The organism is Morganella morganii (assembly GCF_019243775.1).
Lineage (GTDB): Bacteria > Pseudomonadota > Gammaproteobacteria > Enterobacterales > Enterobacteriaceae > Morganella > Morganella morganii.
Genome location: NZ_CP069157.1, coordinates 2567784 through 2587091, shown reverse-complemented (window position 1 = coordinate 2587091; position 19308 = coordinate 2567784). Strand labels below are relative to the sequence as shown.

General features: G+C 51.1%; 16 protein-coding genes and 2 pseudogenes. 7 read left to right on the top strand and 11 right to left on the bottom strand.

What is annotated here, in order from left to right:
* Positions 1-84: 84 nt before the first annotated feature.
* The 4 genes from JL661_RS12465 to JL661_RS12450 all read right to left on the bottom strand — a co-directional run bounded on the left by JL661_RS12465 (position 85) and on the right by JL661_RS12450 (position 5741).
* Complete coding sequence (locus JL661_RS12465) at positions 85-1404, bottom strand: HAAAP family serine/threonine permease (protein ID WP_015422568.1); 1320 nt, start codon at positions 1402-1404, stop codon at positions 85-87.
* Positions 1405-2355: 951 nt separating this feature from the next.
* Complete coding sequence (locus JL661_RS12460; protein WP_062772304.1) at positions 2356-3675, bottom strand: HAAAP family serine/threonine permease; 1320 nt, start codon at positions 3673-3675, stop codon at positions 2356-2358.
* A gap of 802 nt (positions 3676-4477) precedes the next feature.
* Positions 4478-5086, bottom strand: a complete 609-nt coding sequence (ybjG, locus tag JL661_RS12455) for an undecaprenyl-diphosphate phosphatase (RefSeq protein WP_062772307.1) — start codon at positions 5084-5086, stop codon at positions 4478-4480.
* Between the two features lie 391 nt (positions 5087-5477).
* Complete coding sequence (locus JL661_RS12450) at positions 5478-5741, bottom strand: GrxA family glutaredoxin (RefSeq protein ID WP_004235784.1); 264 nt, start codon at positions 5739-5741, stop codon at positions 5478-5480.
* 173 nt (positions 5742-5914) lie between these two features.
* On the opposite strand from JL661_RS12450, the gene JL661_RS12445 reads away from it, so the two are divergent.
* From JL661_RS12445 to rlmC, 3 genes are all read left to right on the top strand, one after another.
* Entirely contained in the window at positions 5915-6226 is a 312-nt protein-coding gene (locus JL661_RS12445) for a YbjC family protein (RefSeq protein ID WP_046024373.1), read from the top strand.
* A 105-nt stretch (positions 6227-6331) separates the two neighbouring features.
* Positions 6332-6820: a type III secretion system chaperone family protein gene (locus JL661_RS12440; protein WP_004235786.1), complete on the top strand. Its 489-nt coding sequence runs from the start codon at positions 6332-6334 to the stop codon at positions 6818-6820.
* Between the two features lie 35 nt (positions 6821-6855).
* On the top strand, positions 6856-7980 hold the full coding sequence (rlmC, locus tag JL661_RS12435) for a 23S rRNA (uracil(747)-C(5))-methyltransferase RlmC (RefSeq protein WP_062772310.1): 1125 nt from the start codon (positions 6856-6858) through the stop codon (positions 7978-7980).
* Positions 7981-8044: 64 nt separating this feature from the next.
* Here rlmC and artM read toward each other — a convergent pair whose 3' ends face one another.
* The 6 genes and pseudogenes from artM to JL661_RS12405 form a co-directional block, all read right to left on the bottom strand.
* Entirely contained in the window at positions 8045-8713 is a 669-nt protein-coding gene (artM, locus tag JL661_RS12430) for an arginine ABC transporter permease ArtM (RefSeq protein ID WP_032098908.1), read from the bottom strand.
* Between the two features lie 2 nt (positions 8714-8715).
* The gene (artQ, locus tag JL661_RS12425; protein ID WP_004235789.1) at positions 8716-9420 is read right to left on the bottom strand and encodes an arginine ABC transporter permease ArtQ; all 705 of its coding nucleotides are present in this window, start codon (positions 9418-9420) and stop codon (positions 8716-8718) included.
* A gap of 15 nt (positions 9421-9435) precedes the next feature.
* Complete coding sequence (artJ, locus tag JL661_RS12420; protein WP_004241743.1) at positions 9436-10170, bottom strand: arginine ABC transporter substrate-binding protein; 735 nt, start codon at positions 10168-10170, stop codon at positions 9436-9438.
* Positions 10171-10209: 39 nt separating this feature from the next.
* On the bottom strand, positions 10210-10938 hold the full coding sequence (gene artP, locus JL661_RS12415; protein WP_024474069.1) for an arginine ABC transporter ATP-binding protein ArtP: 729 nt from the start codon (positions 10936-10938) through the stop codon (positions 10210-10212).
* 118 nt (positions 10939-11056) lie between these two features.
* Entirely contained in the window at positions 11057-12505 is a 1449-nt protein-coding gene (locus JL661_RS12410) for a DUF2867 domain-containing protein (protein ID WP_062772313.1), read from the bottom strand.
* Positions 12506-12518: 13 nt separating this feature from the next.
* Positions 12519-13419 (bottom strand): annotated as a pseudogene (locus JL661_RS12405) (LysO family transporter).
* A gap of 237 nt (positions 13420-13656) precedes the next feature.
* On the opposite strand from JL661_RS12405, the pseudogene JL661_RS12400 reads away from it, so the two are divergent.
* The 3 genes and pseudogenes from JL661_RS12400 to macB all read left to right on the top strand — a co-directional run bounded on the left by JL661_RS12400 (position 13657) and on the right by macB (position 18412).
* Positions 13657-15338, top strand: a pseudogene (locus JL661_RS12400) (DUF2813 domain-containing protein).
* A 14-nt stretch (positions 15339-15352) separates the two neighbouring features.
* Positions 15353-16462, top strand: a complete 1110-nt coding sequence (macA, locus tag JL661_RS12395; RefSeq protein WP_049246905.1) for a macrolide transporter subunit MacA — start codon at positions 15353-15355, stop codon at positions 16460-16462.
* Between the two features lie 3 nt (positions 16463-16465).
* A complete protein-coding gene (gene macB, locus JL661_RS12390) occupies positions 16466-18412 on the top strand; it encodes a macrolide ABC transporter ATP-binding protein/permease MacB (protein WP_049246904.1) in 1947 nt (648 codons plus the stop codon).
* Positions 18413-18498: 86 nt separating this feature from the next.
* Here macB and cspD read toward each other — a convergent pair whose 3' ends face one another.
* On the bottom strand, positions 18499-18729 hold the full coding sequence (gene cspD / locus JL661_RS12385; RefSeq protein ID WP_004235798.1) for a cold shock domain-containing protein CspD: 231 nt from the start codon (positions 18727-18729) through the stop codon (positions 18499-18501).
* A 258-nt stretch (positions 18730-18987) separates the two neighbouring features.
* On the opposite strand from cspD, the gene clpS reads away from it, so the two are divergent.
* Complete coding sequence (clpS, locus tag JL661_RS12380) at positions 18988-19308, top strand: ATP-dependent Clp protease adapter ClpS (RefSeq protein WP_015422570.1); 321 nt, start codon at positions 18988-18990, stop codon at positions 19306-19308.

The following is a 19308-nucleotide window of genomic DNA, read 5'->3' as shown; positions in this document are numbered from 1 at the left end:
GATTCACGAAGCCGTTACTTTTCAGTTCCGGCTGATTATTGTTGTTGCTGTTGCCCGCCGGAGAGGGCAACAGTCATTTATTTATTAACCAAAAAACAGCTGATACAGATTGTAGAACACCGCTGAAATTGCAATGAGACCCATCACAACCACAAACAGATTACTCAGGTGACCGGCATATTTGCGCATCGCAGGTACTTTGCGGATGGCATACATCGGCATGATAAACAGCAGCATAGCGATGATCGGGCCGCCCAGGGTTTCAATCATACCCAGAATGCTCGGGTCTAATGTGGCAACAATCCAGGTGGTTACCAGCATAAACAGTGCAGTCAGTTTATTCAGTTTAGACGGTGCAATGCTTTTGCCCTTGGCGCGTAATGCTTTGTTAACCAGACCGTTAAAGCCTTCACGGGCACCCAGGTAGTGACCCAGGAATGATTTGGTGATAGCAATAAACGCGATGAATGGTGCGATATAGGCAATCATCGGGTTCTGGAAGTGGTTTGCCAGGTAAGACAGAATAGAGATGTTCTGATCTTTTGCTTCCTGCAGGTTCTGCGGGGAGAGGCTCAGCACGCAGCTGAACACAAAGAACATCACAGTCAGTACCATCATAATGTGAGCGTACGCCAGAATGCGGGAGCATTTTTTCTCCGCATTTTCGCCGTACTCTTCACGCTTGGCGACAGCAAAGGCAGAGATAATCGGGGAATGGTTAAAGGAGAACACCATTACCGGAATCGCCAGCCACAGCGTTATCAGCAGACCATGACCGGTGACACTGGCCGTATTGCTGTCGAAAGTGAGGGTTTTGAATACATCAGTGCTCCAGTGCGGGATCAGATACAGCGCCAGCACCATCAGAACCGCCACAAACGGGAATACCAGCACGCTCATGGCTTTGACAATCGCGGCTTCACCGAAGCGGATAATACACATAATTCCGATAATCAGTACCAGTGACAGAATAATGCGCGGCGGCGCCGTCATATGCATCTGGTTAACGATAAAGCTTTCCACGGTGTTGGTGATTGCCACACTGTAGACCAGCAGGATCGGATAGATAGCAAAGAAATAGAGCAGGGTGATAAGGCCGCCGGCTTTGGCGCCGAAATGCTCTTCCACCACTTCAGTAATATCTTCGCCCGGATTTTTACCGGACAGCACGAAGCGGCACATACCGCGGTGTGCGAAAAAGGTCATCGGGAAGGCCAGCACGGCCATGATGATAAGCGGGATCAGCCCGCCGATACCGGCGTTAATCGGCAGAAACAGTACGCCTGCACCAATAGCGGTACCGTACAGTCCGAGCATCCAGACGGTATCGGATTTGCGCCATTTACGATAATCATTGCTGGTGTCAGTCTTGCTGACCACAACCTGCGGTTGTGTTGTATCCATAGAAGTCTCCAAAATGTACAACAATAACAACAATTAAAATTTTGCACGCTGATCTGTGCATTTATTCGTCTCTGAAATAGGGTCTATGTACGTAACCAGATAAAAAATAAGTAAAGCTAAAAAGTCACCGGCAATTGCTTACCGGTAAAAATAATAAACAGCAGCGACCTGATATCTGTAATGGATAAATAAAGGTCTCTGCATTAATTCATATTCAAAAGTACCCGAAATTGATAACTCTCTTTATGATGGTGAAAATATACTGTTTTTCAGTGGAAAACACCGTGATCACAGTCTCAAATGCTATAAATCACAGTAAAACAGGCTCTGTTGCAAGATTTGATAAAATTGTTAATCCGGGTTTACGGAATGGAGTATGCCGAAACGGCATAGAGGGATTGTGTGCTCTGTAATAATGCGGTTTTTGTCTGTATTTTATTTAATTAAATTAATTTATTCATATATTAATAAATATATCACCCGCACAAACCGCATTATTTAAAAATAGTGGCAAGCCTGATTTTTACAGGATTAAAGACCCTGTTTAAAGTATGGTTTATTTGTGTTATCTGTTGTTTTTAATGTAAAAAATATTTTCTGATTAAGTATGTGACTGTACCGGAAGTATGCTGAAAGGCAGGCAGTATAAAATATGGCTTTATATAATGATCACATTGTCTGTCTCAGATGATTAAAATAATTATTTTAATCACGAATTAAGTCACTTGCGTGATACTGGTGTCATATAAAACAGAAATGTTAAATAAATACCAGAATAATATTCTGCGAACAAAAATAATACTGCCGGCAGTGAAAAATGCGGTTAAAAAAAATCGCCGGCGGCAGAAATAAAACAGCGATAAAAAAATACCGGCGTGCAGGCCGGTATCGCGCCGGTACCAACAGAACCCGGCAGGTTGCCCGCCGGAGAGGGCAACAGTCATGTATTTATCAGCCAAAAAACAGCTGATACAGATTGTAAAACACTGCTGAAATGGCAATGAGACCGATCACGACCACAAACAGGTTGCTCAGGTGACCGGCATATTTACGCATCGCAGGGACTTTGCGGATAGCGTACATCGGCATGATAAACAGCAGCATGGCGATGATCGGGCCGCCCAGGGTTTCAATCATGCCCAGAATGCTCGGGTCCAGTGTGGCAACAACCCAGGAGGTCACCAGCATAAACAGTGCAGTCAGTTTATTCAGCTTAGACGGTGCAATGCTTTTACCTTTGGCGCGCAGTGCTTTGTTAACCAGACCATTAAAGCCTTCACGGGCACCCATATAGTGACCCAGGAACGCGTTGGTGATCGCAATAAAGGCGACTAACGGTGCGATATAGGCAATCATCGGATTATGGAAGAAGTTTGCCAGGTAAGACAGAATGGAGATGTTCTGATCTTTTGCTTCCTGCAGGTTCTGCGGGGAGAGGCTCAGTACACAACTGAACACAAAGAACATCACTGTCAGTACCATCATAATGTGGGCGCATGCCAGAATGCGGGAGCATTTTTTCTCTGCGTTATCACCATATTCCTGACGTTTTGCGACACTGAATGCTGAAATAATCGGAGAATGGTTGAACGAAAATACCATCACCGGAATCGCCAGCCACAGCGTGACCATCAGACCGCGTCCGGTATCACCGGCAGAGTGACTGCTGAAAGAGAGCGTATCAAATATTGCGGTATTCCAGTGCGGGATCAGATACAGCGCCAGCACCATCAGAACGGCCACAAACGGGAACACCAGCACACTCATCGCTTTGACAATCGCGGCTTCACCGAAGCGGATAATACACATAATCCCGACAATCAGTACCAGGGACAGAATAATGCGCGGCGGCGCCGTCATATGCATCTGGTTAACGATAAAACTTTCCACGGTGTTGGTGATAGCCACACTGTAGACCAGCAGGATCGGATAAATAGCAAAGAAATAGAGCAGGGTGATAAGGTTTCCTGCTTTGGCGCCGAAATGCTCTTCCACCACTTCAGTAATATCTTCACCCGGATTTTTACCGGACAATATAAAGCGGCACATACCACGGTGCGCGAAAAAGGTCATCGGGAAGGCCAGTACCGCCATGATGATAAGCGGAAGCAGCCCGCCGATACCGGCGTTAATCGGCAGAAACAGGATACCGGCCCCGATGGCTGTGCCGTACAGTCCGAGCATCCATACGGTATCGGATTTACGCCATTTGCGGTAATCATTGCCGGTGTCAGTCTTGCTGACCACAGCCTGCGGATGTGTTGTTTCCATAGATGTCTCCAAATTTGCAACAAATAACAACGAAAAATTGCACGGTGAGCTGTGCACAAAATGTGTCTCTGAAGCAGGGTCTATGTACGCAACCGGATAAAAATAAGTAAAACGGGAAAGTGACCTGTAATTGCTTACCGGTAAAAATAATAAACAGCAGCGACCTGATATCTGCACCGGGCAAATAAGGTCTCTGCATTAATTCATATTCAAAAGAATCTGAGATTGATAACTGTCTTTTTGTAGTGAAAATATACCGTTTTATAGTGAAAAACGCTGTGATCTGTATCTCAATTGCTATAAATATCATTAAAAGTGGTTGTGTTGCAACATTTAATAATGATGTTAATTGGTTTTTGCTGAATGAGGTATGCCGAAATAGCATAGGAGAGCAGATATTCTGCAATAATATTATTTTTTTCTGTTTTTTATTTAAACAAATTTATTTATTCAGGTGTGAATTAGTATATGTGCTGCACAATATCGCATTATGACAAAACAGAGATAAAAACGTTTATCACAGTGTGAAAATCATTTCAGGAATATGGATTATTATGTTATTTATTGTTTTTTAACGATAAATTGTTGTGCTCTTGAGTTTGTGGTGATTAAGGAAGAATGCGGAAGATCCGATAGTATAAAACAGGGATTATATAATGAGCCCATTGCATATCCCTGATGATTAAAATAATTTTTTTAATCGCGAATTAAGTGGTCTGAGTGATATTGATGAAGAATAAAACAGAAATGTTAAAAAAATACCGGCACACCGGCCGGTATTGTCTGATTCAACGTTGTATTGTTATCCCTGCACCCAGCCTTTACGGATAGGCATGGCAAAACAGTGCCGGTAGAGCACCTGCAGCCGGTTTTGCAGTGCCGGGCCGAACAGGCTCCAGAGCAGCTCTGTCAGTGCACAGGCAATCAGCACAGTGATAAAGGCACCCAGCATATCCACCGGCCAGTGAACGCCGAGGAAAACCCTCGACCAGGCGACAATCAGTGCCGGGATCATCAGCAGCAATCCTGCACGGACATTGCACCAGAACAGGCAGCCCAGCGCGAAGGTAAACACAATAATGCCGTGATTGCTCGGGAATGAGGCCGTCGGTGCATGATCAAGGAAACTGTGGCCGAACGGTTCGGCAAACGGACGGGCATGCGGCCAGAGTGTGCCGATAATCCAGGAGGCCGCGAAACCAATCAGCAGAGCAATGGCACTTTTGCAGACAGCGCGGCGCTGGCGGACCATATTCTCCGGTGTTCCCCGCAGCCAGAACCCTGCGGCGACAACCGGAAACAGCAGAACCAGATATTTAGCCGCGAAAGTGGCGGCAATAATCATGGCATGAGACGTTTCCGGCGTGGCATTAATCAGGAGAAAAAGCGAATGATTCAGATTTTCCAGCACAGCAGACTCCTTAAAAAACACACCTGTATATACCCGGTAATAAAATGACGGGTCAGGGTAGCCGTCTTGTGCATCAAGGTAAAGTAAAAATGTCTTGGTTAATCGTGCTATTACGTAACATTGCAGAAAACTGACAAAATCTGAAATAACAACAGGCGGGATAAACAGCAGGCAATAAAAAACCCGATAGTTAAAACCAAATTGGTGACTATCGGGCTTCCTCAATCTTGGGGATATTCAAAGAAAAGCAGTGGCACTTATTCAGACTGCGCCCCGGTAAGAAAGTTCGAAAAAAGATTCAAAAAAATGAAAATAATTTTTTGGTGTTGAAAATCAGCGGGATAGGGAGGAATAAATAAGCCGCTTCCCAGGCGGGAAACGGCCGGATAGCTTAGCTGAACAGACCAAGATTGGCTTTCGCGTAAGCTTCGAAATCAGTGCAGCCGCCGATGTGCTTTTCATCGATAAAAATCTGAGGAACCGTTTCAACCGGTTTGCCGACAGTGACAGATAAATCTTCTTTGCTGATGCCTTCAGCGTGAATATCAATATAGCGATAATCGAAGTCATCACGCTCATTTTTCAGTTTTTCTGCGAGTTCTTTCGCACGAACACAATAAGGACAACCCGGACGGCCAAAAATAACGGTATACATGAAAAGCTCCTTCATTCATCAGTAACACCGGAAGTGGTGCTTTAATGGGATAAATTATGCCTGTATCATAACGGATAGAAAAGAATGTTGTGACGATTTGTGCGGTAGTCCGCACCAATGGTTCAGTGACTATCCGCAGTGCGGACATAAAAGGCAGAATCACAGAGGATAAAATGACCAGAAAACAGCCGCGACAAATGCGTTCATTAGGGGATATGCCGCGCCCGGTAATTATCTGTGAGGTCATCGGTGTGATATTACTGGTGCTGGTCTATCTGGCGGTGAATGATTTTATTTCGCTGCCCGGATTTATGAGCAGCAAAAATGCCCTGATGGTGATGGCGTTTGCCGGCCTGGGATGTCTGGTACCGGCGGCAATCAATATTGTCTGGCGGGCCATCAGCGCCATGCCGTCCGTGGGTATTGACAGCAAAAGCGGGGCAGACAAAAAGACCCGGCAGAAGAAAAATGAAAAAAAGCAATAAAACGTTATTCCCCTTCACGTTTTTCAGCTAAGATCCGTCATTGGTCTGCGGGTGACGGTTTTCCCCGCTGTACTTTTGTTTTTCCGGTTAAAAGGTTTCAGGTTCATGATCATTCCCGATCTCACGATATTACGCACATGGCTGGATCAGATGAAACTCTCCTGTTTTGAGTGTGATTCCTGCCAGGCACTGCATCTGCCGCATATGCAAAATGTGGACGGTGTGTTTGATGCCAAAATTGATATCCTTGACGATATGCTGGTGTTCTCGGCGCTGGCGGAAGTCCGCCCGACCGCGATTGTCCCGCTGATTGCCAACCTGAGCCAGATCAACGCCAGTTCGCTGCTGGTCAAAACCTTTATGGATATTCAGGATTCCGCCATGCCGAAGCTGGTGGTCTGTTACTCACTGCCGCTCAGTGCCGGGCTGACATTTGAGCAGTTCTCTCTCTCCCTGCAACTGATGGAAGAGCAGGTCGGTGCAGTGATTTTTGAGCTGTTCAGTAACAATATGCTGTTTGATCCGAATGATGCGGAACCGGAAGATGAAGAAAGCTTCCGCGCTGATTCCGTTCCTTCTCCGGTGATCCACTGATTATCCGTACCACTTTCGATATCCGGGACACCATCATGCATTGCCCTCAGTATTCCGCCGGCCGCTGCCGTTCCTGTCAGTGGCTTGAAAAACCCTATATTCAGCAGATTGATGATAAAGAGCAGGATCTCCGCACGCTGCTCTCGCCGTTTGCCGTTAACAACTGGCTGCCGCCGGTCCGCAGCGCGGAAACCGCGTTCAGAAATAAAGCCAAGATGGTGGTCAGCGGCAGCGTGGAGCGCCCGGTGTTCGGGATCGTGACGGATAACGAACCGGTGGATTTATCGGACTGCCCGCTCTATCCGCCGCATTTTGCCGAGGTGTTTGCCGTACTGAAGCCCTTTATCGCCCGTGCTGGACTCACGCCGTACAATGTGGAACGCCGCCGTGGCGAACTGAAATTCCTGCTTCTGACCGAAAGCCGCGCCAGCGGTAAAATGATGCTGCGCTTTGTGCTGCGCTCAGAGAAAAAAGTGGCGCAATTACAGGCGGCACTGCCGTTTTTGCAGGCGAAACTGCCGCAGTTATCGGTGATTTCCGCTAATATCCAGCCGGTCGCGATGGCGATTCTGGAAGGTGAGCAGGAAATTATCTTTACCCCGGATGAGGTACTGGAAGAGACCTTCAACGGCATTCCGCTCTATATCCGTCCGCACAGCTTCTTCCAGACCAATCCGGCTGTTGCCGCGCAGTTGTATCATACCGCCGGACAGTGGGTGCGTGAGCTGGGGATCACCCGTTTATGGGATCTGTTTTGCGGTGCGGGGGGATTCGGCCTGCACTGTGCGGATAAATCCACACAACTGACCGGGATTGAAATCAGCCCGGAAGCGATAGCCTGCGCCACCCGCTCAGCGGAAAAAATGGGGCTGGAGAATGTCACCTTTCAGGCGCTGGATTCCGCGCAGTTTGCCCTCGGCAAATCCGCCGTACCGGAACTGGTGCTGGTGAACCCGCCGCGCCGGGGGATCGGTAAAGCGCTGTGTGATTATCTTAATACCATGGCACCGGAGACGATTATCTATTCCAGTTGCAATGCACAGAGCCTGGCACAGGACCTGGCGCATCTCACACAGTATCAGCCGCAGTGCGTGCAGCTGTTTGATATGTTCCCGCATACCGCACATTATGAAGTGCTGGTGCTGCTGACCCGGAAATAATCATCAGAGAATAAAAAAAAACGGGGCTGCGTGTATACGTCAGCCCCGTTTCTGTATGAGCGGATCAGTTACGGTGTTCGAATGCCAGTGCGCGGCGTTCAATCAGACGCATCGCCAGCGTCAGCAGGCTGTTGACGGCCAGATAAATAATCCCCGCAGCAATAAAGACGTTCAGATCGTAATCCTGACCAAACAGGCGGCGGCTGTAACCCATCACTTCAAGCAGTGAAATTGTCGTGGCCAGTGAGGTACTTTTGAAAATCAGCACCACTTCGTTGGAATAGGACGACAATGCACGTTTAAAGGCATAGGGCAGGATGATCCGCATGGTCTGCTTCTGCGACATTCCCAGCGCCTGACAGGACTGCCACTGACCTTTCGGAATTGCTTTTACCGCACCGTAGAACAGCAGTGTCGAATAAGCCGCACTGTTGAGCGCCAGTGTCACCATGGCACAGAGCCACGGGGAGGACATCAGTTCCCACAGCAGCGGATAGTTTTTCAGCCCTTCAAACTGCGCGGGCCCGAAATAAATCAGGAAAAACTGGACCAGCAGCGGCGTCCCGGTAAACAGGGTGATATACCCTTTGACCAGCGGCGTCAGAACCCGGGGTTTGAGAGAGAGTACCAGTGTAAACAGCACTGACAGCAGAAACGCCGTGATCAGTGCGGTAAAGGTCAGTGACAGACTGACCGGCAGGCCCGGTAAGACGGCAAGAATATAATCAAATATGCTCATTGGCCGCTCCGTTCAAAACGTGTGGTACGCAGTTCGATACGTTTGAGGATGTACTGACTGACCAGCGTGATGGCGAGGTAGATAAGCGCCACGATGCTGTACCAGGTGAAAGGTTCTTCAGTACGGCGGGCAATGCTTTGTGTCTGCAGCATCAGTTCGTTAATACCAATCAGATAGACCAGCGCGGTATCTTTCAGCAGAACCAGCCACTGGTTACCCAGCCCCGGCAGGGCATGCCGCCACATCTGCGGCATAACAAAGCGGAGGAAAATGGTGGCGCGGCTCAGACCAAGCGCCTGGCCTGCTTCCCGCTGTCCGTCCGGCACCGCTTTCAGGGCGCCGCGCAGGGTTTGTGACGCATAGGCCGCATAGAGCAGAGACAGGGCGGTGATACCGCTGAAGATCGGCACATAGGGACCGTTGTCGATCTCAAGCGTCAGGGTGAAGAAGCCCAGATTGATACCGTCGCTCAGCTGAATAATCACTTCCTGTGTGCCGTAATAGACAAACAGGACCACCAGCAGCTCAGGTAAACCACGGATAAGCGTAACAAGACAGGTTCCGGCAAAGGCGACAGGTTTCCAGCGCACGGTTTCCCAGAGGGTAAACAGCATCGCGAGCACCAGACCGATCAGAAGTGCAGAAACAGCAAGGCCGACGGTTACCCCGGCGGCGCTTGCTAAAGAGAGAAAATCGTTCATTAATTTTTTATGTTATTACTCAAACCATTTCTTATAGAGGGTATCGTAAGTACCGTCCGCTTTGACCTCACCAAGCGCCTTGTTGAGTTTGTCTTTCAGCTCGCTGTTGCCCTTGCGGACCGCAATAGCCAGGCCGGTGCCGAAATATTCCGGATCGGTGACGCGCTCACCCACGGTTTTCAGATTGTCGTTGCTCTTCAGCCATTCATTGATAACAGCTGTGTCACCGAATACGGCGTCAATACGTCCGCCTTTCAGATCCAGTACCGCGTTCTGGTAGCTTTCATAAGGCACAATTTTCATGTCCTTAAACTGCTCCATCAGGTATTTCTGATGCGTGGTGCCGTTCTGGATACCAATCTGTTTCCCTTTGAGGCTGTCAATGCTATCAAATTTGCCCGCAACTGCAACGAAAACAGCAGAGTTATCATAATAGGTATTGGTGAAATCAACCTGCTTCTGACGCTCAGGTGTGACGTCAATTCCAGCCATCAGCGCGTCAAAACGCTTGTATTTCAGGCTCGGGATCAGGCTGTCAAACGCCTGGTTGGTAAAGGTACATTCCGCATCGATTTTGGCACACATTGCCTGAGCCAGATCCACATCAAAACCGACGATTTCGTTTTTCTCATTCACGGTTTCAAACGGGGCATAACTCGCTTCTGTCGCGAAACGGATTTTTTCTTTTTCTGCCGCCGCTGCGGAGAAAGCAAACGCGCCGATTAATGCGGCAATAACCAGTTTTTTCATAGCAACATCCTATTTTTAATGTTCAGTGGCAGAAAATAATCAGTGTGACAGATAGCCGGCAAATGCCTCTGTCTGCGGCGTGATAAAGCATTGGGCGCCGCCCTGTTCCACGATGCGGCCGTTTTCCATATACACCACCTTGCTGGCGGTTTTACGGGCGATATCCACTTCGTGAGTCACAATCACCTGGGTAATCCCGGTCTGTGACAGCTCTTTAATAATATCGACGACCTGAGAGGTAATCTCCGGGTCCAGTGCCGCTGTCGGCTCATCGAATAACAGTACCTGCGGCTCCATCATCAGGGCACGGGCAATTGCCACACGCTGCTGCTGGCCGCCGGATAAATGCAGCGGGAAACGGTTTGCAAAATCGGTCAGACGCAGACGTGTCAGCAGCTTTTCCGCTTTTGCCTGAGCCGCTTCTCTGGTCAGACCCAGCACCCGGATCGGTGCTTCTGTCAGGTTATCCATGACAGTCAGATGCGGCCACAGGTTATATTGCTGGAACACCATACCGACGTTCTGACGCAGGGAACGGATCTCTTTGGCAGATGGCGTGGTGGTAAAATCAAAATGGTGATCCGCAATGGTCAGTTCACCGGAACGCGGCATTTCAAGCAGGTTCAGTGCCCGCAGCAGCGAACTCTTACCGGCGCCGCTCGGCCCGAGCAGTACCATGGTTTCGCCTGCACCACATTCCAGGTTGATATCAAACAGCGCCTGATGCTGTCCGTAAAAGCAATTGATGTTTTTTAATTGAATACTCATGCTGTAATTCTGCATACTCAGTGACGTTGAGTGAATATTAACGCTGTAAGAATAAATATGCAATTATTTCTGCATAAAAAACTACTAAAAAAGCAAACTAATGACTTTTACTGAGTGATTATGTCTTATCAGATGCCGGGGTGACGTATGCTGCCGCCCGTTTGACGATGGTTTTCGCCATTCCTTTAAAGATGAATAAATGAGCAGGCATCATGGCGAACCAGTAGAGCAGCCCGCTGAATCCGGCGGGATGCCACCAGGCACGGACATCCAGCGTCCGCTGGTGGCCGTGGTCGCGGATGGTAAAGGTCAGCCGTCCCAGCCCGGGGGCTTTCATGCCGAACAGCAGGGAGAGCTGCTGCCGGGGTTTCACGGTGATCACTTTCCAGCCGTCGATTTTATCCCCCGGTTCGAGGGTATCGCGATCCGGGCGGCCGTAAGTGATTTTATTACCGCACAGGTCATCCAGCCGGGCGCGGACTGACCACAGAATATTGGCGTAAAAATAGCCGTCTTTGCCGCCAATCTGCTGCACAACATGCCACAGGGCATCGGCGGAGGCAGAGGTATTCAGGGTAAAACCGGCCTGTTTGGGATAGAAACCGAAACCCGGCCGCCAGCGGGCGCGGACTTCCGGGTCATAACCCCAGTCTTCATTATCCACGGCATCCGTTTCATCTTTAAGGGTTTTGCGTACGGCATTATCAAAACTGAGCAGCGTCTGCGGGATCAGCGCCTGAAGCGGTTTTCCGTCGCCGGGCAGATCATATTTCAGCCCCATAATCAGCTCTTTGGCGATACCTTCCGGTACCGTGGTGATAAGCCGTAAAAAGTGAACTGAAATCAGCCGCAGCGGGATCGGCAGCGGGATCATCAGCCGCTTTTTGCCGCTGATGGTTATAAAATGGCGGAACATCTCCAGATAGCTGAGGTAATCCGGCCCCGTGGCATCAAAGCGGCGGTTTCCGGTTGCAGGGTGAGAAAGCAGGCCGGTCAGGTAATTCAGCAGGTTTTCCAGGGCCACCGGTGAGGATTTTGAGCGTGCCCAGCGCGGCGGGGTCAGGATCGGCAGGTTGTATACCATGTCGCGCATGATCTCGAATGCCGCTGAGCCGGGGCCGACAATAATGGCAGCGCGGATCTCGGTGACCGGCACGCGGCTGTCCGCGAGGATTTCGCCGGTCAGCCTGCGGGCGGCGAGGTGCGGGGAGTCGCTGTCTTTATGCTGCATGGCGCTCAGGTAAATGACTTCCCGCACAGCAGATTTATTCAGCATCTCCTGCACGTTTTCCGCCGCCAGGCGTTCCCGCGCCAGTAAGTCATCCTCATCCGTCATACTGTGGACGAGGTAATACACCACATCAATGTCCTGAAACAGGGTTTCCAGGGTGGATTTATCATACAGATCCGCATAGCAGCAGCGGGTGTTTTCCCAGCCCTGCGCCTGCATCCACTCCACCCGGCGGGCGGCGGCAGTGACCTGATGACCGGCAGCGATCAGCTGCGGGATAAGATTCTGTCCGACATAACCGCTGGCACCCAGCACTAAAATCCGTTGTTGTGGCATACGTTTTCACTCTTCAGGTAAACAGGGCTATCAGCACCGGGGCAAACAGACTGAGGACAAAGCCGTGCACAATCGCGGCCGGGACAATCGACACACCGCCGCTGCGCTGCAATACCGGCAGGGTAAAGTCCATCGTGGTGGCACCGCCGAGGCCGAGTGCTGCGGCGCGGTGGCGGTTGATCAGCAGCGGGATCAGCATAATCGCGGCAATTTCCCGCGCCAGGTCGTTAAAGAAGCCGACACTGCCGAGCACCGGGCCGAAAGCGTCGGTCAGCAGAATACCGGACAGCGAATACCAGCCGAAGCCGGAGGAGAGCGCCATCCCGGTTTTGACCGGCAGCCCTGCTATCAGTGCCGCGAGTGCGCCGCCGAGCAGCGAGGTAATGACCACTATCAGCGAGACCAGCATACCGCGGCGGTTGATCAGGATCTGGCGCAGCGTCATGCCGCTGTTGCGCAGCTGGATCCCGACGAGGAACAGCAGGAAAATCAGAGCATATTCACTGGCGGCACCGGCAAAGGCGAGAAACGACCAGCCGAATAACCCGGTGGCAAAGCCAACCAGCAGCACACCACACAGTTGCAGGGATTCCAGCACCATATGCAGGCGGGAAGGCGGTTTTTGCTGTTTGTGAGCCGGAACCTGCCACGGGTATTTTTTGCCGTATAAAAACAGTCCGGCGAGGTTACAGCCCAGCACCACCACAGAAAAGGTCAGGGTGTACTGCACAATCACCAGCAGATTTGCCCCGAGGTTTTCCACCAGCGCCAGGCTTATCCCCATCAGAAACAGAATCACATACACCATCGCGCTCAGACCACGGCCGATGATTTTTTTTCAGTGCCGTGCTGCTGACCGGGATGAGATAACCCGCAATGAGCGGGGCGAGAATAATTAATAACCCTGAATACATGTGTGTCGTTTCCGTAAAATAATGCCGTCTTTAACTTATGTTCGTGTCAGTATCTGATTAAAAAGCAGGCGATTATAGCGGCATCCTCACCATAATTGCTACGTATCCCTCTGTTTTCGTGTTTAGTATAAGTCAAAACCGTTTTTATTTATTACATTGTGATAATACTTTATTGTGATCATTATTGTGACAGTATTGTCATAAAACAGGCGGTATCCGGCAAACAGTGAGGGAACTATGATTCTGGAAAGAGTGGAAATTCTGGGTTTTCGCGGTATTAACCGCCTGTCATTACCACTGACCGGCAATACGGTACTGATCGGTGAGAACGCCTGGGGGAAATCCAGCTTGCTGGATGCCCTGACGCTGACGCTGTCTCCGCAGGCGCTGAATGCGAAATTTGTCCTGAGTGATTTTTATCACGCTGCTGACAGTGAAGCCGGGCCTGTCCGTCACTTACAGATCGTCCTGACATTCCGTGAAACCCGGCCCGGACGTTCCCGCTCCCGCCGTTTCCGTGAGCTGGCACCGCTGTGGCGCACTAACGGGGATGAATATCTGCGGATCAACTACCGCGTCAGCGCGGATCTGGCGGATGATAACACCATTACCAGTCAGCGCACTTTTCTGGATGAGGCGGGCGAGCCGCTGCTGCCGGCGGAAACTGATAAGTTTATCAGTGAGATTATCCGCCTCTATCCGGTGCTGCGTCTGCGGGATGCCCGCTTTATGCGCGGCCTGAGAAAAAATGTGCCTGATTGTGAGGAAGAGGAATATGATCTCCGCACACAAACGGAGACCTTCAATAACCGGATGGCGGATCTGACCGAAGCCTGGTAAGCAACCCGCAGACACTCTCCAATGATGATTTGCAGGATGGCCTTGAGGCCATGAAACAGCTGCTCAGCCACTATTTTGCCGAGCAGGGGGAGTACCTGCTCGATCGCCGTAAAGCCAAACGGCTGAATATCGAACCGCGCCAGCGGGCGTGGCAGGCGCTGGAAGGGATTAACCGCGTGGTGGCAGGCCCCAACCAGCGTAATGTGCGGCTGATCATCCTCGGTATGTTTGCCGCACTGCTCCAGTCCAACAGCGGTCTGAAACTCGACCCCTATGCCCGTCCGATCATTATCGTGGAAGACCCGGAAACCCGCCTGCATCCGATCATGTTGTCGGTGGCGTGGGGGCTGCTCAATCTGTTTTCCTTACAGCGCATTACCACCACCAACTCCGGTGAACTGCTTTCACTGGTACCGATTCATGATATCTGCCGCCTGGTGCGGGAATCCACCCGCGTTGCCGCCTACCGGCTGGGGGAAAACCATCTGTCACCGGAAGAGCTGCGGCGTATCTCATTCCACATCCGCTTTAACCGCCCGTCGGCGCTGTTTGCCCGCTGCTGGCTGCTGGTGGAGGGAGAGACGGAAATCTGGCTGATGAACGACCTGGCAAAACAGTGTAATTATTACTTTGAGACCGAAGGGATCAAGGTGATTGAGTTTGCCCAGTGCGGTCTTAAACCTTTGTTAAAGTTTGCCAACAAAATGGGTATAGAATGGCATACGCTGGTTGACGGCGACGAAGCCGGTAAGAAATACGCGGCCACCGCCGCACACTTCTCATCGGGGCTCAATGATGTCGAGCAGGACAGACTGACCCGTCTGCCCGCGCCGGATATGGAGCATTTCTTATATCGCGAGGGGTTCAGCCGCCTGTATCACCAGGTCGCGGATATTCCGGAAAATATAAAAATGCCGGCCCGCCGGGTCATAACCAAAGCGATTCACCGCACCTCAAAACCGGATCTGGCGATTGCGATTGCCAACAATGCGGCCAGCCGGGGTGTGGATTCTATCCCGCTGTTGCTGCGCCGGATGTTTTCCCGCGTGGCATGGCTCGCCAGAGGGCGCGCTAACTGAGGAAAAAGGTGTTAATGAAAGCAGTTTCAAAGAAAAAAATAGTGACCGCCGGCATTCTGATTATTCTGATCGCCGGCGGTTTCTGGTTCTTCACCCGCGAAGATGCACCGGTCAGCTATATGACAGCGGATGTGCAGCGCGGCACACTCGAAAAAAAAGTGATGGCCACCGGCAAGCTGGATGCACTGCAGAAAGTGGATGTCGGTGCCCAGGTCAACGGGCAGCTGCAGACCCTGAATGTCAAAGAGGGTGATTTTGTTAAGAAGGGCGATTTGCTGGCGGTCATCGACCCGGTCAAAGCACAGAACGTGGTGATTGAGGCCGAGCAGACGGTCAGTGAAATCAAAGCGCGGCTGAAGCAGGCAGAGGCGGAGTATGCCTTTGCACAGGCAACCTATCAGCGGCGGCTGGCACTGGCAAAAACTCAGGTTATCTCAAAGCAGGATGTGGACGAGGCGCGGCGCAATATGGATGTGCAGCGTGCGGCGATTGATACCTATAAAGCGCAGGTGGCACGCAATCAGGCCACACTCGATACCGCCCGCAATGATTTGCAGTACACCAATATCCGTGCGCCGATGGACGGTGTGGTGACGGAGCTGAAAACATTACAGGGCCAGACGGTGATTGCCATGCAGCAGGCGCCGACCATCCTCTCCCTGGCGGATCTCGATACCATGCTGGTGAATGCGGAAGTCTCCGAGGCGGATGTGGTGTATCTGAAACCCGGCCAGAAAGCCACGTTCAGTGTGCTGGGCGCGCCGGATAAAACCTTCAGCGGCGTGATCACCGATATCCTGCCGAAACCGCAGAAAATCAATGACGCCATTTTCTATTATGCCCGTTTTGAAGTGCCGAACCCGCAGCATGTGCTGAAACTGGACATGACTGCCCAGGTCACTATCGCGCTGGAAAACCGCGAAAACGTGCTGAAAATCCCGCTGGCGGCACTGGGTAAAGAGATCTCCCCGACCGAATACGAAGTGCAGGTGCTGGTAAATGGTCAGCCGGAAACCCGTCAGGTGACACTCGGCACCCGTAATGATGTGGAAGCCGAGGTGGTTAAAGGCCTGGCGGAGCATGAGAAAGTGGTGACCGGTATTGATGACGGCACAGCAGGATAATTCATGAGCGCATTATTAGAACTGCGGAATATTTACCGCCGTTATCCTTCCGGAGACAGCAGTGTCACGGTGCTGGATGATGTCTCACTGACTATCAGTGCCGGTGAAATGGTGGCGATTATCGGCCAGTCCGGCTCCGGTAAATCCACGCTGATGAATATCCTCGGCTGCCTGGACACGCCGAGTGACGGGCACTATTTTGTTGCCGGAAAAAACACGGCAGAGCTGAGCGGTGATGAACTGGCGGCGCTGCGCCGTGAACATTTCGGCTTTATTTTTCAGCGTTACCATCTGTTATCCCACCTCAGTGCTGAGCAAAATGTGGAAATGCCGGCTATCTATGCCGGACTGAGCGCCCGTGAGCGCCGTGAACGGGCCGCAGCGCTGTTGCAGCGCCTGGGGCTGGGTGAGCGGCTGATTTACCGGCCGGGACAGCTCTCCGGCGGACAGCAGCAGCGTGTCAGTATCGCCCGTGCCCTGATGAACGGCGGGGAAGTGATCCTCGCGGATGAACCGACCGGCGCACTCGACAGTCAGTCGGGCAAAGAGGTGATGGCTATTCTGCGCCAGCTCTGTGACGCCGGACATACGGTGATTATCGTCACCCATGATCCGTCCATTGCCGCACAGGCGGCGCGGATCATTGAAATCAAAGACGGACATATCCTCAGCGACAGCGGATCAGTCATTAACCCGCAGGCGAAAGCGCTGGCTGCGAAACCAGCGCTGAAAAGCAGCGCGTTCAGCCGTTTCCTCGGCCGCTTTAATGAAGCGCTGCTGATGGCGTGGCGCGCCATGGTGGTCAACAAGATGCGGACTCTGCTCACCATGCTGGGCATTATTATCGGGATTGCCTCCGTGGTGACCATTCTGGTGATCGGGGATGCTGCCAAAGCACTGGTGTTGTCGGATATCAAATCCATCGGTACCAACACCATTTTTGTCTATCCCGGCAAAGATTTCGGCAGTGACCCGGGGCAGGATCAGCAATCTCTGAAGCCCGGCGATGTGGATGTGATCCGCCAGCAGCCGTATGTTTATGCGGCGTCAGCGGAAATAGAGAACAGTGCGCGTCTGCGCCGGGGCAATCTTGATTCTGCAGCCCGTATCACCGGCATCGGGCCGGACTTTTTCACTGTGTATGACATGCGTTTCGGCGAAGGGCGGGCGTTCTCTCCGGAGATGTACGAGCGCCGCTCCCAGGTTGTCATCATCGATATGAATACCAAACGCAAACTCTTTCCGCATCAGAATAATGTGATCGGGGAAATGCTGCTGGTGGGCAACATGCCTGCAACGGTGGTCGGTGTGATTGCGGATCGCAAATCCATGTTCGGTAACTCAAAAACCTTACAGGTCTGGATGCCGTACACCACCCTGACCGGGCGGCTGATGCAGCGCAACTATCTGGATATGATCTCTGTGCGCATCCGCGACGGTTACAACACCAAAAATGCGGAAGAGCAGCTGGTACGGCTGATGACGCTGCGCCACGGCAAAAAAGATACCTTCACCTACAACCTCGACAGCATTGTGAAAACCGTGGATAAAACCACGACCACCATGCAGCTCTTCCTGACGCTGGTGGCGGTAATTTCGCTGGTGGTGGGGGGAATTGGTGTGATGAACATCATGCTGGTCAGTGTGACGGAGCGCACCCGCGAAATCGGCATCCGTATGGCGGTTGGTGCGCGGGCAGGGGATGTGATGCAGCAGTTTCTGATTGAGGCGGTGCTGGTGTGTCTGATGGGCGGGGCTATCGGCCTCGGGCTTTCTTATTCCATTGCCTTTGCCGCCAAAATGGCACTGCCGGACTGGGAGTTTGTTTTCCGCCCTGCGGCGATTGTCAGCGCGGTGCTCTGTTCGACCGCTATCGGGATCATCTTCGGCTTTCTGCCGGCCAGAAATGCAGCTAAACTTGATCCTATTGATGCACTGGCGCGGGAGTAACCGCGCACAGTCTGAAAATACGAATACGTCGCGGAATGACGATTGACATTGCCGCGACGATCCGCATAATTTTGTTAAATACCGTGTTACGGCGCTGTGGTGTCGTCATCTTCAGTAACCGGAATAATCACACTGACGTGATGCCCTTTTGGTCCCTGAATGGTGTCATAATTCACTTTCTGACCCGCCTTCAGCGTGCGGTAGCCGTCCATCTGAATCGTCGAATAGTGTACAAAAATATCGTCACCACCATCCGACGGGCAGATAAACCCGAAACCCTTGGCGTTGTTGAACCACTTAACAGTACCTGTTTCCATACTGTTACAACCCTCATCTGTCAAACGATTGAAAAATGCTGCACAATGCACCATATGATCCATAATACTCAGTAATGAAGTATCAGCTGTACGCGGATATACTGGTTACGTTGTACATTATTTATATTCTATTGAATTAGAGGGTAACGTCAAGCCTTTGTTTACAGCAACACTGTATTGGCCTGTAAAGTTTGATACAGATAACGCTAAGTATTGATACGCCTGATGTGGCGTACGTTTTCTATAACCGGAATAGCAATGAGTCACTATCAATCTGAATCACAAACGGATGTCACGCTCAGGGAAAAAGCGCTGCAGAAGATACAGCCACCGTCAATGTACAAGGTGGTTTTAAACAACGACGACTATACCCCTATGGACTTTGTGGTTGAAGTTTTACAAAAGTTCTTTTCTTATAATGTTGATCGTGCGACGCAGATTATGCTCGACATCCATTATCAGGGAAAAGGGATCTGCGGGGTATTTACCGCTGAAATCGCTGAAATGAAAACAACACTGGTCAATACGTACGCGAAAGACAACGATCATCCGTTGCTGTGTACACTCGAGAAGGTATAA

Bases quoted from the DNA above. Each gene is read 5' to 3' on its own strand.
- JL661_RS12465 (WP_015422568.1), bottom strand. From the start codon at position 1,404: ATGGATACAACACAACCGCAGGTTGTGGTCAGCAAGACTGACACCAGC.
- JL661_RS12460 (WP_062772304.1), bottom strand. From the start codon at position 3,675: ATGGAAACAACACATCCGCAGGCTGTGGTCAGCAAGACTGACACCGGC.
- JL661_RS12450 (WP_004235784.1), bottom strand. From the start codon at position 5,741: ATGTATACCGTTATTTTTGGCCGTCCGGGTTGTCCTTATTGTGTTCGT.
- JL661_RS12445 (WP_046024373.1), top strand. From the start codon at position 5,915: ATGACCAGAAAACAGCCGCGACAAATGCGTTCATTAGGGGATATGCCG.
- JL661_RS12440 (WP_004235786.1), top strand. From the start codon at position 6,332: ATGATCATTCCCGATCTCACGATATTACGCACATGGCTGGATCAGATG.
- rlmC (WP_062772310.1), top strand. From the start codon at position 6,856: ATGCATTGCCCTCAGTATTCCGCCGGCCGCTGCCGTTCCTGTCAGTGG.
- artQ (WP_004235789.1), bottom strand. From the start codon at position 9,420: ATGAACGATTTTCTCTCTTTAGCAAGCGCCGCCGGGGTAACCGTCGGC.
- artJ (WP_004241743.1), bottom strand. From the start codon at position 10,170: ATGAAAAAACTGGTTATTGCCGCATTAATCGGCGCGTTTGCTTTCTCC.
- artP (WP_024474069.1), bottom strand. From the start codon at position 10,938: ATGAGTATTCAATTAAAAAACATCAATTGCTTTTACGGACAGCATCAG.
- JL661_RS12410 (WP_062772313.1), bottom strand. From the start codon at position 12,505: ATGCCACAACAACGGATTTTAGTGCTGGGTGCCAGCGGTTATGTCGGA.
- macA (WP_049246905.1), top strand. From the start codon at position 15,353: ATGAAAGCAGTTTCAAAGAAAAAAATAGTGACCGCCGGCATTCTGATT.
- macB (WP_049246904.1), top strand. From the start codon at position 16,466: ATGAGCGCATTATTAGAACTGCGGAATATTTACCGCCGTTATCCTTCC.
- cspD (WP_004235798.1), bottom strand. From the start codon at position 18,729: ATGGAAACAGGTACTGTTAAGTGGTTCAACAACGCCAAGGGTTTCGGG.
- clpS (WP_015422570.1), top strand. From the start codon at position 18,988: ATGAGTCACTATCAATCTGAATCACAAACGGATGTCACGCTCAGGGAA.